Source organism: Qipengyuania vesicularis, assembly GCF_019711415.1.
Taxonomy (GTDB): domain Bacteria; phylum Pseudomonadota; class Alphaproteobacteria; order Sphingomonadales; family Sphingomonadaceae; genus Qipengyuania; species Qipengyuania vesicularis.
Map to the genome: position 1 here is coordinate 634,829 of NZ_JAIGNJ010000002.1, position 14,119 is coordinate 648,947.

General features: G+C 62.8%; 11 protein-coding genes. 6 read left to right on the forward strand and 5 right to left on the reverse strand.

The annotated features are described in order from the left end of the window. Window positions 1–3: 3 nt before the first annotated feature. The 4 genes from K3146_RS08590 to K3146_RS08605 all read right to left on the reverse strand — a co-directional run bounded on the left by K3146_RS08590 (window position 4) and on the right by K3146_RS08605 (window position 5,368). Window positions 4–1,323: an NAD(P)/FAD-dependent oxidoreductase gene (locus K3146_RS08590; protein ID WP_221545847.1), complete on the reverse strand. Its 1,320-nt coding sequence runs from the start codon at window positions 1,321–1,323 to the stop codon at window positions 4–6. Then, window positions 1,320–2,339, reverse strand: coding sequence for a lysylphosphatidylglycerol synthase transmembrane domain-containing protein (locus K3146_RS08595; RefSeq protein ID WP_221545848.1), 1,020 nt, complete (start codon window positions 2,337–2,339; stop codon window positions 1,320–1,322). Before K3146_RS08595 ends, K3146_RS08590 begins: the two co-directional genes overlap by 4 nt. After that, on the reverse strand, window positions 2,336–3,340 hold the full coding sequence (locus K3146_RS08600) for a glycosyltransferase family 2 protein (protein ID WP_221545849.1): 1,005 nt from the start codon (window positions 3,338–3,340) through the stop codon (window positions 2,336–2,338). The genes K3146_RS08595 and K3146_RS08600 overlap by 4 nt, the downstream gene beginning before the upstream one ends. Window positions 3,341–3,499: 159 nt before the next feature. Next, window positions 3,500–5,368, reverse strand: coding sequence for a beta-galactosidase (locus tag K3146_RS08605; protein ID WP_221545850.1), 1,869 nt, complete (start codon window positions 5,366–5,368; stop codon window positions 3,500–3,502). 59 nt (window positions 5,369–5,427) lie between these two features. On the opposite strand from K3146_RS08605, the gene K3146_RS08610 reads away from it, so the two are divergent. From K3146_RS08610 to galK, 4 genes are read left to right on the forward strand one after another with little or no spacing between them, the layout of a single operon-like run. Further along, window positions 5,428–6,918: a sodium:solute symporter family transporter gene (locus K3146_RS08610; protein WP_247711131.1), complete on the forward strand. Its 1,491-nt coding sequence runs from the start codon at window positions 5,428–5,430 to the stop codon at window positions 6,916–6,918. After that, on the forward strand, window positions 6,915–9,023 hold the full coding sequence (locus K3146_RS08615; RefSeq protein WP_345724061.1) for an alpha-galactosidase: 2,109 nt from the start codon (window positions 6,915–6,917) through the stop codon (window positions 9,021–9,023). Before K3146_RS08610 ends, K3146_RS08615 begins: the two co-directional genes overlap by 4 nt. After that, entirely contained in the window at window positions 9,020–10,027 is a 1,008-nt protein-coding gene (locus K3146_RS08620) for a UDP-glucose--hexose-1-phosphate uridylyltransferase (protein ID WP_221545852.1), read from the forward strand. The genes K3146_RS08615 and K3146_RS08620 overlap by 4 nt, the downstream gene beginning before the upstream one ends. Further along, window positions 10,024–11,103 carry a galactokinase gene (gene galK / locus K3146_RS08625; RefSeq protein WP_221545853.1) on the forward strand — a complete coding sequence of 360 codons (1,080 nt, stop codon included), beginning with the start codon at window positions 10,024–10,026 and terminating at the stop codon, window positions 11,101–11,103. Before K3146_RS08620 ends, galK begins: the two co-directional genes overlap by 4 nt. Here galK and K3146_RS08630 read toward each other — a convergent pair. Further along, a complete protein-coding gene (locus K3146_RS08630) occupies window positions 11,100–11,960 on the reverse strand; it encodes an aldose 1-epimerase (protein ID WP_221545854.1) in 861 nt (286 codons plus the stop codon). The two genes, galK and K3146_RS08630, sit on opposite strands and share 4 nt — an antisense overlap. A gap of 119 nt (window positions 11,961–12,079) precedes the next feature. Here K3146_RS08630 and K3146_RS08635 point away from each other — a divergent pair, with 119 nt between their 5' ends. Beyond that, entirely contained in the window at window positions 12,080–13,165 is a 1,086-nt protein-coding gene (locus tag K3146_RS08635; RefSeq protein ID WP_221545855.1) for a Gfo/Idh/MocA family protein, read from the forward strand. Further along, window positions 13,158–14,114, forward strand: coding sequence for an aldo/keto reductase (locus K3146_RS08640; RefSeq protein ID WP_221545856.1), 957 nt, complete (start codon window positions 13,158–13,160; stop codon window positions 14,112–14,114). Before K3146_RS08635 ends, K3146_RS08640 begins: the two co-directional genes overlap by 8 nt. Window positions 14,115–14,119: the final 5 nt, after the last annotated feature.

Consider the following 14,119-nt stretch of genomic DNA (forward strand, 5'->3'; position numbering starts at 1 on the left):
AGCTTAACCCGTCTCCCCGACGATCCTGGCGGCCAGTCGCCGACCCTCGCGGATAGCATAATTGGTCCCTCGATCCTCGGGATATACCTGCGCCATGGAGCAGATGTAGAGCCCTTTGCGCGGGCCGTCCTCATCCGGGATAAGCTGCGAATAGTGCTGTTCTACCACGGGCTGCGACCAGCGCGCCTTCCAGACGTGTGAGCGCTGGATCCAGCCCGGTTCGAATTCCGGAAACATCTTCTGGAGGTGAGGCACCGAGAAATCGAGCACCTCTTCTTCGCTCATCCCATAGAGCGCGTCGGTGTGCGGGAGGTATTTCGAGAGGTAGACGATATGCCTGCCACCATAGCTCTCGGCATTCTCGAAATTGGTATGCTCGATCACGCCGACATAGGGAAAATCTGGGTCGTTGACGTTGAGCCAGTAGGTTGAACTCAGGGGGCGGTCGAGTTCCAGCACCAGGCACACGTTAGCGAGATAATCGATCCGCCGAAGCGAACTCAGATAGTCCTCGTCTGCCCATCCGCTTACGAGATCCGCAATCAGCGGCAGTGCGGGTGTGGCGATGACGATGTCGCTTTCGAACCGACGTCCTCCCGCTTCGACGACCCAGCGGTCCCCCTCTATCGGCGTGATCGCTGAGGCCGGCGTGCCGGTGTGAACTTCGCCTCGATTCTCTCGGATCGCGTCCGCCGCCGCTTCGGCGAGCCGCGCAAAGGAGCCCTTGAAGTAAGCGAGCCTTTCTTCGCCCTTGGCCCCGCGCGATCCGCCGCGAAGCTTGAGCTTGTTCCAGAACCAGACTGCGGAGACCTTGTCGGCATAGGGGCCGAACTTGCCGGCAAGAAGCGGCTCCCACATCACCTTGAAAACCCGCTCCCCGCCCAGTTCGCGAAGCCATTGGGCCGCCGTCTTTCCTTCGAGGCTCTTCCAGTCCTTTACCCCGCGCGCACGCAAGGTCAGCACGCCGAGGCGGATTCGGTCGAGGAACGGTAGCGGCGAGAAGCGAAGCAGGTCGAGCGGTGTCGACAGCTTGAAAACCGAGCGGTTGTAATAGACGCCGGTGTTGGTCGGATTGGTGACCACCTGGTCCGATAGCCCCAGATCGTCGATCAGGCCCATGACCTCCAGATCATTGGTGAACCAGTGGTGGTAGAAGCGGTCGATCCGTTCGCCCTCGCCTTCGAACGCCCCGGCCAGGCCGCCGACGAAATCGTCTGCCTCAAGCAAGGTCACCTTGTGGCCCGCGCGCGAAAGGTCGTAGGCGGCTGAAAGTCCGCTGAAACCTCCGCCGATGACGGTGATTGTTTTCTTGCTGGCCGTCATCCGATCCTGTCGCGTTCACTCGTTATTGCGGGTCTTCCGCGAAGGAACCACAAGGCGATCCCGTAGCCGCCGATCAGCGTTGCAGGCAACCAGATGATGAGATGGACCAGCAGCGCGAATGCCGTGGCCGCAGCTGCCGGATTGCCCACGCTCTGCGCTGCCTGCGCTGCAAAAAAGTCGAACGTGCCGACGTAACCCGGCGAGGACGGCAGGAGGGTCGCTAGCGTTGCGACAGGCATGGCCAGAATGCCGCCAACGGGCTCGACAAGTCCCGGAATTGCCTGGGCCGACACATAGAACACCGCCCACTCCAGCCCCCAGGCGACCGCAGACCAGCCGATGAGCACCGCCATTTTCGGACCCTTGGCGTGATGCCGCAAGGTCGTGAACAGATGGTCGAAGAAGCCCTCGAGCTTGATGGACGAGCCACGCCACAGCTTTCCTACAAGTCGAACCAGCATGCGGACCGGGAGTTCGACGAGCGCCGGAAACAGGAGCAGGAGAAGTACAGTCAGGGCCGCGAGCAACACGGCAATACGGCCGGTTTGGAAGACTGCTCCTCCCATCAGGCCCGAGAAATCGAATGCTAGAAGACAAATGCCGAGGATGACCAGCAGGCTGAGAATGTCGAGCAAGCGCTCCACAAGTACGCTGGCGAGCAGCCCCGAACTCGGAACGCCGAGATGACCGGACAGGCCGTAAACACGAAGCACATCGCCGGCGCGGAATGGCAAAAGGTTATTGGCAGCAATCGAGCCCATGAAGGGCGTCACACAGGCGTTCCAGCTTAGGCCGGGGTTGTCGCTCAACAGCATGCTGCGCCAGCGCGCGATACGGCAGGCATAGCCCAGCAGGAAAATCCCGATCGCAAGCGCGATCCAGCCCGGCCGGGCCTGCGCGAGCGAGGCGATGAGCTGTTCCCCGTCGACATTGCGCGCAACCAGCCGCAGGAACACCACGGAAACCGCGATGCCGAACAGGAATTGTGCCACCCGTTTAGGCTGCAGACGGTTCATTCAGCAGCGCTCAAGCCGTGTTCCGTAGCAGACGATGGATCCTTGTCCGATCCTTCGAAACCGATCTTCTCGCGCACGACATAGAGCGGGCGCTTCTTCACCTCGCTATAGGTCCGGCCGACATATTCGCCCAAAATTCCGAGGCAGAGTAGTTGGACCCCGCCGAGGAACAGCAAGGCGATCATGATGGCCGTCCAGCCTTCGACCCAGATCGACGTAAACAGGCGCAGCACCAGGACGTAGACGATACCAAGCATAGCGAAAGCGGCTGCGACCATGCCCATGGTCGTCGCAAAACGCAGCGGCTTGGCCGAAAAGGACAGGATGCCGTCGGTCGCGAAACGCATCATCTTGCGCAGCGGGTACTTCGATGTGCCGGCGAAACGCTTGGCCCGTTCATAGGGAAGCGCCGTCTGATTGAAGCCCACCCATGATACCATCCCGCGCACGAAACGGTCGCGTTCGGGCATGGCCTTGAGCACTTCGACGACATTGCGCCCCATCAGGCGAAAGTCGCCCGTGTCGAGGGGGATCGGCACTTCGGACAGGCCGTTGAGGACCCTGTAGAACCCCCGCGCTGTCATCAGTTTGAAGCGGCTTTCCCCCGGGCGTGAGGTGCGCGTGCCGTAGACCACGTCATAACCCTCGCGCCATTTCGCGATCATCTCGACCACGGTTTCGGGCGGGTCCTGAAGATCGGCGTCGATCAGCACCACCGCATCGCCTTTCGCGGCATCGATGCCCGCGGTAACGGCGATCTGGTGCCCGAAATTGCGTGCAAAGCTGAGGACCTTTACCCTTGCGTCTTGCGCTGCGGCTTCGCGCAGCAGGTGGAGCGTCCGGTCCTGCGATCCGTCATCGACGAAGACCAGCTCGAAATCATAGGCAGGCGCGGTGTCGCAGAGGCGCGAGAGCTGGCTCAGCGTTTCGCCGATCACCTCTTCCTCGTTGTAGCAAGGCACGACGACCGAGATCAGCTGTCTGTCATTCTGGCTCGTCATTGCTGAAGACCCCTGCCTCTCCGTTCCCGGTGCACTACCCCGTCCGCAGCGCACCCCAGCCCCTTCGGCCGGAAAGGGTTATGCGGAATTCCCCGCCGTGCCGCAATGGCATGGAGCCGGCGAATTGTGCGGCTGTTTTGGATTGAGGCAGATGCGACGTCAGCTTTCCACCGTCGACCAGGAGGCTTGTCCGGTCAGGTAATCGAATTCGAACCGGTTGTTCCCACGGCGACGCCGCCTGCGTCCTTCGGGCAAGGGTTCATGGGGTAGACCCGCATCTCTTGCGGCGCGTCGAACGGCTTCGCACAGGACCGAACCCTCGGGCCAGACCGCCAAGAGTCGCGCCTTGTCCTTCCGCCACAGGACGACACGCCCATCCTTCGCGGTCATCTCTGCATCGGCAGACCCTTCGAAATGGTCGAACCAGCCTCCCCCACTCCAGCCGTCGCCTTCGATTGTCACGCCGGAACGCAGGCTTTCCGAGAGGGTGATGGTGCCGCCTGCCATCCCTTCGAGCGGTCCGGGCGGCAAGTTTTCCGGGATGGCGAAATCGGTGGTCCTGCTGCCGGTCCGCGGACCGATGATGATCTGCCCGTCGATGTTCTCAAGCGAACGCGCGAGCGCGTCCGGTACGATGGGAAGGCAGGGCACGACCACCAGCCGGTACCCGGCAAGATCGGCGCCGGGCGGCAAGATATCGATATCGAGACCCAGTTCGCGCATAGCCGAATAGGCCGAAAACGCCGCCCAGAGCCCCGACCGTCCCTCCCCCTGCGGCTGGATCTGCGTGATCCATTCGGACTCATATGAGAAAACCAGTGCAGCCTGCTTCGGTGTAGGCGCATCGCTCTCGATCTCCCCAATGCAGTCGGCCACCGCGCGCGCCTCGGCCAAGGCGGGTGCCGGGTTGCCATCGGGCCGCAGGAGCCCCGCGTGCATCTGCTCCTGCGCCTTGGGGAACTGCCGCCAGCGGAAATAGCTCACCATCTCCGCGCCATGTGCGAAGGCCTCCAGCGTCCAGAGCTTTACCATGCCCGGCAGCGGCGCAGGATTGTAACGCGCCCAGTTCACCGGTCCCGGCTGCTGTTCGAGAACCGACCAGCGCCCGTCCTTCGCGCAGCCGCGATAAAGGTCGTGGTGGAATGCAGCGATATCGGGATGGCCCTGCCGCGCGTAGGCGCGCTTCTCCTCTTCGGAAAAGCAGAACATCTCGAGGAAGCCGAGCGGGTAGCTATCCCACCCAAGAACGTCGACCTCTGCCCCCAAATCATGGTGATCGTAGCCGGTGTAGAAGCCCATCGCGTTATGGGTGATATCGCGCCCCGGCGAATGCTCGCGCAGGATTTCGACCTGTCCTCGGTTGAAGGCGATGACCTGGTCCGAGGAAAAGCGCCGGAAAGCCAGCCAGTGCGCCGGGTTCGCCTCGGTCACGGTAAGGTTGGGCAGGTCGATCTCGTCGAACGAGCGGTACTCCATCGACCAGAAGACATTGCCCCACGCCTCGTTCAGCGCCTCGATGCTCCCGTAACGGTTCGCAAGCCAACGCCGGAATGCATCGCGAGCGGCGGGCGAGAAGCTCTGCACCGTATCGTGGCAGCCATACTCATTGTCGGTCTGCCAGCTGACGACGCCGGGGTGTTCGCCGTAACGCTCCGCCACCACGCGAGTGATACGCTGGGCTTCCTCCCGATAGCCCATGTGGCTGAAACAATAGTGCCGCCGCGATCCGAAGCCGCGCGGCCTGCCTTCGCGATCGATCGCAACCATGTCGGGCATGCGATCGACCAGCCACTTGGGCGGCGTGGCAGTGGGCGTGCCCATGATGATACCGAGGCCTGCCTCGTGCAGCACCTCCACAGCCCGGTCGAGCCAGCCCCAGTCGAACCGGCCCGGTTCGGGCTCGATCCTGCTCCAGGCAAATTCGCCGATACGCACACGGGTGAGGCCCGTCTCGCGCATCAGGCGCGCGTCTTCGGCCCAACGCTCTTCGGGCCAGTGTTCGGGATAGTAGCAAACGCCGAGGTGCATGGTCTTGCGTCTATCCCCGTTTCTGCGATGGATGCCAGCGGGATTTTGGGAGAGCATGCTTGTTCGGGGATACGGCAGATTTCGCAAATGCGGGCCAGTTGGCGGTGTTCATCGGCCTGACGGCCCTGGTCGGCCTGCTGACCTGGTGGAAAGTCCGCAGCGCCAAGCATGATGGGTCGGAGCAGGACGTCTTCCTTGCGGGCAAGGGACTGAGCTGGATCTTCGTTGCCGGTGCGATCACCCTGACCAACCTTTCGACCGACCAGTTGGTGGGCATGAACGGCAACCAGATGCTGCTGCTCGCCTGGTGGGAGATTGCAGGCTTCGTCGGCCTGATGACCTTGGCCTTCATCTTCGTGCCGCTCTACTATCGCTACAATTGCACGACGGTCACCGAACTGCTCGAACGGCGGTATGACGGTCGTTCGATCCGAACGCTGATTTCGGCCATCTTCATCGCCGGGAACCTGCTGATCTATTTGCCCGCCGCGCTCTATTCGGGCGGGCTGTTCCTGCAGTCGCTGTTTGGGGCGCAGGTGCCACTGATCTACTTCTCGGTCGGCCTCGCCCTGATTGGCGCGGCCTACACTGTCTTCGGCGGCCTGCGCGCGGTCGCGGTGATGGATACCTTCTCCGGCATCGGCATTCTGGCGCTGGCCCTGCTGATCGTGTTCCTCGCGCTGGCAGCTGTCGATTTCGACATCGTCACAGGAGTGCCCGCCGAACGGCTGAGCATGGTCGGCGCGGCGGACAGTCCGATCCCCTTCCACACGCTGTTTACCGGCATGGCCTTCATCCAGATCTTCTACTGGTCGACCAACCAGAACATCACCCAGAAGGCGATGGCCGCGCCGACGGTGAAGGAAGCGCAGAAGGGGGTGTTCGCCGCTGCCGCCGTGCGTATCCTGGTCGTCCCGCCGATCGTCGTGATCCCGGGCGTGGTGGCCTACAAACTGTTCGGCGATGTGGGGGATGCCGCCTATGGCAGGCTCGTCGCCGAAGTGCTGCCGAGCTGGTTGTCGGGAGCCTTTGCCGCGATGGTCGCCGCCGCCGTGATCACTACCTTCAGCGCTGTGCTGAATTCCACGGTCGCGCTCTATTCGGTCGACTTCCACGAGCAATTCGTGGGAGAGGTGAAGAACCACTGGAAGCTGGGTGCGGTAATGAGCGTATTCGCCACCGTGCTCGCCATTGTTATGGTGCCGGTGTTCATGAACGCGGAGAGCATCATCAACCTGCTGCAGCAGTTGAACGGGTTGTCTTCGATGCCGATCCTCTCTGCCTTCATCGTCGGCCTCTTGTTCCGCAATGTCGCGGCGCGCTCGGCGATTGCGGGCGTGGTCTGGGGCATCGGCCTCTACGCGCTATTCACCTTCAACGAGGGCTTCGCGGCCTCGGTGGGTATCCACTATATCGACTTCATGGTGGTCACGCTGTTCACCTCGGTGGCGGCGGCCTTGGCATTCAACCGCCTCGCGCTCGGGCGGCGCGCAGAATGGATCGGCTTCGAGCTGTTCCGCGGCAAGGGCGAGGAAGGCACGGCTGCGTGAGCGAGCCCGCGGAGCTCTACGCGCTTCACGGCGCGCAATGGAGCTGTGTGCTCGAACGGCAGGCCAATGGCGCGATAGTCTGGCGCCACCTCGGAGCGCGCGTCGAACCCGGTGACTTGCCTCCACTCGCGGACTTGCGCGGCTGGACGACCTTCTCGATTGAGGGCGAACCGCCGATGGGCATCATGTCCGTGGGCGGAGCTGGTTGGTTTGGCCCGTCGGCGGCGGAACTGCGAAATTCTGCGGGTGACGGTATCGATCCACGGTTCGACAGGTCGAAGGTGTTCGCTTCGTCCACCGACCTGACGGTGCGGCTTGAAGATCGCGCGAATGGCGTGGTGCTGACCGTGGATTTCCTGCCATTCGGGTCCGACGGCTTGTTGGCCCAGACGCATCTCGCGAATGTCGGATCAGATCCGATCACGGTGGACCGGCTCGCCAGCGTGCAGCTCCCTTTGCCTCCTTCGGCGAGCGAGATCATCTCGCGCCGCGGACGCCATGCAGGCGAATTCTTCGAATGCCGCGAAGCGATGCCTGCACAGGGTTGGGAGCGTGTTACCCGGCAAGGCATGACCGGCCACGGCGGACCGCCTGCGCTCGAAGTGCTGTGCGGCAATGCCGACCGGCACTCGGGTCTCACACTCTCGGCACAGCTGGCCTGGTCGGGCGATAGCCGAATTTCGGTCGAACAGACCGACGAGGGCTTTGCGGTCCTCCAGGCCGAGGCGCTGATTGCAGCGGGCGAGATGCGGCTTGAACCGGGCGAGACCTTCACTGCCCCACGCGCCTATCTTGCGATCAGCACGGCAGGACGGAATGGCGCGATGGCGCAGCAACACTCGATGGTGCGCGAGGTCGTCAAATGGCCCGGCGGCACGATGAAACCGTGCCCCGTGCATCTCAACAGCTGGGAAGCGGTCTACTTCGGTCATGACGAGGTGAAAATCGAAGCGCTGGCGGCATCGGCTGCTGCAATCGGTGCTGAACGCTTCGTACTCGACGATGGCTGGTTCAAGGGGCGTGGCAACGACCGGGCTGGGCTTGGCGACTGGACACCCGACCCGCTCAAATATCCTCAGGGCCTCGCCCCAATCGCCAACAAGGTTCGCGAACTCGGCATGGAGTTCGGTCTCTGGGTCGAGCCGGAGATGGTCAATCCCGACAGCGATCTCTACCGCGCGCACCCGGACTGGGTGCTTGGCGGGCCAGACGACACTCTCCCCCTGTCGCGCAACCAGCTGGTGCTCGACATGCGTCGCGAGGAAGTACGAGACTATCTCTTCGAGCAACTCGATGCTCTGCTGACGGATGTTCCGATTTCCTATCTCAAATGGGACCACAACCGCGCGCATGCGCCATCGGGGGGTGCGGCTCAGGTGAAAGGCACTTACAATCTCCTCGCAAGGCTGCGCGAAGCCCACCCCGATGTGGAGATCGAAAGCTGCGCAGCGGGCGGTGGGCGGATCGATGCAGGTATCGCGCAATTCACGCACCGTTTCTGGACCAGCGACAACATCGATGCGCTCTCGCGCGTGGAAATGCAGCGAGGCTTCCTTGCCTTCATGCCGCCGGAATTGATGGGCGCACATGTCGGGGCGAGCCCCAGCCATGCGACAGGACGCACGCAATCACTCGATTTCCGTGCTGCGATCGCCTGCCAGGGGCATTTCGGCGTTGAACTCGATCCTGAAGCTTTGGACGAAAGAGAACGCGCGCGGCTGGCTCACTGGATCGGCTTCTACAAGCAGTGGCGACAGCTCATCCATGGCGGCGCCGTGCATCTTGGCGAGGCGCCGAATGGCCTCGCATGGCAAGCACAGGGTGACGGCGACAGCTTCTTGCTTTGGGTCATTCGCAACACCCCCACACATGATCGGCGCGACGCACCGCTGGCCTTGCCCTTCGCGGTGGGGCGCGACTGGCGCGTGCGCCTGCTCGAGAAGGCGGGCCATCCCCATGTCCTCGCGGCTCAGGATGGTTCGGCCTATCAAGCGCAGAGCAAGGATGGCATGACATTTACAGGTGACTGGCTTGCGCATGCCGGCCTGCCTTTACCCGCACTTGCCGCCGAGACGGCGGCAATCTTCCATCTCGAGGCCCGATGACCAGCGACCTTCCCCACCGACGCAAGAACCTGCTGACGGGTGATTGGGTACTCGTCTCGCCGCAGCGCATGAAGCGGCCGTGGCAGGGCGAGGTCAAGATGGCCCAACCGGCCAGCCGCCCTGCACACGATCCATCCTGCTATCTCTGCCCGGGCAACGAGCGCAGCGGGGGCGTGACGAACCCGCATTACGACGGTACCTTCGTCTTTCCCAACGACTTCCCGGCACTTCTCTCGGAGAGCGAAAGCGCCTCGACCGGTAAACTCTTCGAAGAGCAGCCAGCTCGGGGAGAGGCGCGGGTGATCTGTTACTCGCCCGATCATTCGATGACTATGGCGCGGATGGACGACGCGGCGCGGCGCATGGTCGTTCAAAGCTGGTGCGAACTCTCTGCTGAACTCGGCGCGCGCTGGGCGCATGTCGAGCTGTTCGAAAACAAGGGCGCGATGATGGGCGCTTCCTCGCCGCATCCCCACGGGCAGGTCTGGGCGGGCGATTTCGTGCCGACCATCGTCGAACGTGAGGATGTGCAGCAGCGTGCCCAATTCGCTGCTGGCGGAAGCCCTCTGCTTGGCGATGTCATCGCTGCCGAAATCGCTTCGGGCGAGCGTGTGGTCGTTAAGAACGAACACTGGCTCGTCATCGTCCCCCATTGGGCGGCCTGGCCGTTCGAAACGCTCGTTCTGGCGCGTACACCCGTGGCACGGCTCGAGAATCTCGATGTGGAAGCACGCGAGGGGCTTGCGAGTGTCCTCGGCAAGCTTCTTTGCGCCTATGACGCGCTGTTCGACACCGACTTCCCCTATTCGATGGGCTGGCACGGCGCGCCGCATGGCGCCGGTGACGACACCGGGCACTGGCGGCTCCACGCACATTTCTATCCGCCCCTGCTGCGGTCTGCCGAAATCCGCAAGCACATGGTCGGTTTCGAACTGCTGGCGGAAACCCAGCGCGATCTGACGCCCGAAGCTGCAGCTGAGCGTCTGAGGGAGCTGGTGAAATGAGCGATGCACGGGTCGCCAAGGCGCGCGAGCTTTTTCGCGAGCATTTCGGGCGCGACTGCGATGGCGTGTCTTTCGCCCCGGGGCGGGTGAACCTGATCGGCGAACATGTGGACTACAACGACGGGCTGGTCCTTCCCATGCCCGTTGCCGCTGGAACCGCCGTAGCCTGGGCAGTCCACGATGACGCCGACACGCAAGTGACCGCAGCCGATTTCGGCGAAGAAGACCGCTTCGATCCGGCAAAACCAGCCAAGCCATCGAACGAGAGCTGGCGATCCTATGTGCGCGGCATAGCGGCGCAGTGGGGAGGCGATCTTCCACCCATGCAACTGCTGATTACCGGAGATCTGCCGCGCGGCAGCGGCCTTTCTTCCTCGGCCTCGCTGTGCATTGCCCTCGGTCGCGCGTTTGTCGATGCGACTGGTGATCCGGTGGACGCCACCACTCTTGCGCGCCGCGCCCAGCAGACCGAGCATGATTTTGCCGGGGTGGCCTGCGGCATCATGGACCAGATGGCAGCGGCGGCAGGCGAACCGGGACACGCAATGCTGCTCGATTGCCGCGATCTTGGCTATCGGCAGGTTGCCATCCCGAAGGACTGGGCCGTCCTGGTGGTGGATTCCGGTGTGACGCGCGGTCTTGTGGACGGCGAATACAATGCCCGGCGACGCCAATGCGAAGCGGCTGCGGCGGCCCTTGGCATCACCAGCCTACGCGATGCGAGCATGGACGATCTCACCGCGCAAGACCTGCCGGACCCGGAAGCACGCCGCGCCCGCCATGTCGTGGGCGAGATCGCTCGCGTCGGTGAGGCGACTGCCGCAATTGAACAGGGCGATTTGCAAGCGTTCGGCCGGATCCTGTCAGAAGGTCATGCCTCATTGCGCGACCAGTTCGAAGTCTCGCATCCCACGGTCGACGCGCTGGTCGAGCGCCTGCAAAAGATGATCGGAACACAGGGCGGCGCGCGCATGACCGGGGCCGGGTTCGGCGGTTCGGTCGTGGTTGTCACCTCGCCCGACCGCGCCCGGGAAATTGAAAGCGAGTTCAGCGAGGCAAGCTCGCGTGTGGCCTAGAGCGAGAAGGCGGTGACGCGCATCGAAACGCTCCAGTCTTCGCCCGGCCCTAGCACCCTCAATCCGCTGTCCTGACGCTCGCAATTGAAGGCATTGGTCATGTTGCTGACCGGCTCGACGCAGAAGAAATCCTCTCCTTCAGGCACATAGACCACCGTGAACGGGAGGTCGGCAGAGGGTTCGATGCGCACGCCCATCCCGCGATCTGGCCAGCGCACGGTCAACGGCCCCTGCCTTTGCGTATAGGCCGTGTCGACGTTGCGCGTTGCCACCGGCTGGCCCTGCCACCAATCGACGGCCTCCGGACGTTCCTCGAGCCGCATCGGAATGCATCCCGCATCGTTCTGCCACTCGCCGCGATGAAGGCCTTCGTAGAGCGTTGTGTCGCTGCGCGGGAAATAGGGGTGGAATCCCAGGCCGACGGGCATCGGATCAGCGGCCAGGTTCGTAATGCCGAGATCGATAGCGAATCCTCCGCCGAAGACCCGGATCGTTTGCGTGGCCTCGAACGTCCAAGGCCACTTTCCCGCCTCATGCCGATATACGAGCCGCGCCTCTCGCTCGTCCATTCGTTCGACCGACCACTCGCCCAGCCAGCCGAAGCCGTGGAGGACAGGGCTCGATGGATCGCCGGGATGATTGGGCTCGAGCTCGATCTCCCGCCCGGCGAAGTGGAAGCGCGAACCGGCAATCCGGTTCGAGAACGGGACCAGAGGAAAGCATCCCGCACCAAGAACCGATCCGGCCTCACGGAAGTGGAGGATATCCAGACCGCGCCAGCGCGCGCTACTGATCGAACCGCCGCATCGGGCATCGAGGGCAAGTTCGAAATCGTCGCTGGCCAGAATGCCGGTCATCGGGGGTGCGAACTCCATAGTGAAAGAGGGTTGTGCCTGTCTGTCGCGGACGATCGCTATTCGCAAATGCATTTTCCGCCTTGGCTGCACGGAGCTAATCCACCAAAGAAAGTCTCAGGATGTCCGGCGTTTCTATCGCGATAATCGGCTGCGGGATGATGGGCCGCGAACACATGCGCAATATCGCGCTGGTAGAGCAACTCGAACTCGTCGCGATTGCCGATCCCGACGCCGGATCGCGCGATGCGGCTCGGCAGCTTTCCGGCTCATTGGGACAAGACCCCGAATTTTTCGAGGACATCTCTGATCTGATGGCGGCGATCAAGCCCGATGCGGTGATTTTCGCCTCGCCCAACTACACCCACTTCGCGGTCCTGCACGAGATCATGCCGTACCGACCTGCCATCCTAGTCGAGAAACCGCTCTGCACCACGGTGGAGCATGCGCGCGAGATCGCGCGGCTCGCCGAAGGCTATCCGGCGCTGTTCTGGGTCGGCCTCGAATATCGCTACATGCCGCCTGTCAGCCGGTTCATCGAACGGGTCCACGGAGGCGAAACTGGAGCAGTGCGGATGATGTACGTCCGCGAACACCGCTTCCCTTTCCTGCCCAAGGTCGGCGACTGGAACCGTTTCAATGCCAATACGGGCGGCACTCTGGTCGAGAAATGCTGCCATTTCTTCGACCTCATGCGACACACTTTGCGCGACGAGCCGGTGCGCATTTTCGCCAGTGGCGGGCAGGATGAAAACCATCTTGACGAGCGATACGATGGCAAGGTGCCCGACATTCTCGACAACGCATTCGTGACGATCGACTTCGCCGGTGGCGCACGCGCAGTTCTGGATCTAAGCATGTTCGCCGAGGGTGCAGAACAGCAGGAAGAAATCTACGCGCTCGGCGGCAAGGGCAGGCTCGATGTTGCCATCCCCGCTGCAAAAGTCACCTGGTCGCCGCGCGACCGTAGCGGCCCCATTGTTGAAACCGTCGACACCCCTGCCGAAGCGCTGGCCGCGGGCGACCACCACGGCGCGACCTATTTCCAGCTCCGCCGGTTCTGTGACGCCTTGAACGAGGGCAGCCCGCCCGAAGTGAGCGCGCAAGACGGTTATCGATCGGTCGTCATGGGCGCGGCGGCCCAGCAATCCATCTCCACCGGACTGCCGGTCACAATCGACTTCACCAAGGAGCAACCCTTTGCCTGATTCCATCCCCGCCATCGGTTTCGGATTCTGGAAAGTCGCCCGCGAAAAGGCTGCCGACATCGCCTATGAAGCAATCGCTGCGGGATACCGCCACCTCGATTGCGCAGCGGATTACGGCAACGAGGCAGAAGTTGGCGAAGGGATTGCGCGTGCCATCGCCGATGGGCTGGTGACCCGCGAGGATTTATGGATCACCTCGAAGCTGTGGAACACCTTCCACGCTCCCGAGCATGTCGAGGAAGGATGTCGCAAGTCGCTCGCCGATCTCGGTCTCGACTATCTCGACCTATACCTCGTGCACTTTCCCATCGCGCTCGAATATTTACCGATCGACGCGCGCTACCCGCCCGAATGGATCCACGATCCTTCGGCCAGCAATCCGTCAATGAAGCGGGCGCGCGTTCCCCTGCACAGGACCTGGGGAGCTATGGAAGAGCTGGTCGGAAAAGGTCTCGTCCGGCGGATCGGTGTGTGTAATTACAACAGCGGATTGCTCCACGATTTGATGAGCTACGCGCAGATCGGACCCTATGCCCTCCAGATCGAGGCGCATCCCTATCTCGTGCAGCCCAAGCTGATCCGCCTCGCGCGAGACTATGGCCTCGAGGTAACCGCGTTCTCCCCGCTCGGCGCCCTTTCCTACGTGGAGCTGGACATGGCCGGCAAGAGCGACAGCGTCTTGACCGAACCCGTGGTCCAGCAGGCAGCCAGTGCGCACGGCAAGTCGCCTGCGCAGATCGTCCTTCGCTGGGGTGTCCAGCGCGGGACATCGATTATTCCGAAGACATCGAAGCCGGAGCGCATGCGCGAGAATCTGGACCTGTTCGATTTCGAGCTCAGCGCGGATGAAATGGACGCGATCTCGGCGCTCGACCAGGGCCGACGCTTCAACGACCCCGGCGTGTTCACCGAAGCCGCATTCGGCACCTTCCACCCCATCTACGATTAGGCGCA

Excerpts from the sequence above, each read along its gene's own strand:
- K3146_RS08600 (WP_221545849.1), bottom strand. The coding sequence starts at position 3,340 with ATGACGAGCCAGAATGACAGACAGCTGATCTCGGTCGTCGTGCCTTGC.
- K3146_RS08620 (WP_221545852.1), top strand. The coding sequence starts at position 9,020 with ATGACCAGCGACCTTCCCCACCGACGCAAGAACCTGCTGACGGGTGAT.
- K3146_RS08635 (WP_221545855.1), top strand. The coding sequence starts at position 12,080 with ATGTCCGGCGTTTCTATCGCGATAATCGGCTGCGGGATGATGGGCCGC.
- K3146_RS08595 (WP_221545848.1), bottom strand. The coding sequence starts at position 2,339 with ATGAACCGTCTGCAGCCTAAACGGGTGGCACAATTCCTGTTCGGCATC.
- galK (WP_221545853.1), top strand. The coding sequence starts at position 10,024 with ATGAGCGATGCACGGGTCGCCAAGGCGCGCGAGCTTTTTCGCGAGCAT.
- K3146_RS08605 (WP_221545850.1), bottom strand. The coding sequence starts at position 5,368 with ATGCACCTCGGCGTTTGCTACTATCCCGAACACTGGCCCGAAGAGCGT.
- K3146_RS08590 (WP_221545847.1), bottom strand. The coding sequence starts at position 1,323 with ATGACGGCCAGCAAGAAAACAATCACCGTCATCGGCGGAGGTTTCAGC.
- K3146_RS08630 (WP_221545854.1), bottom strand. The coding sequence starts at position 11,960 with ATGACCGGCATTCTGGCCAGCGACGATTTCGAACTTGCCCTCGATGCC.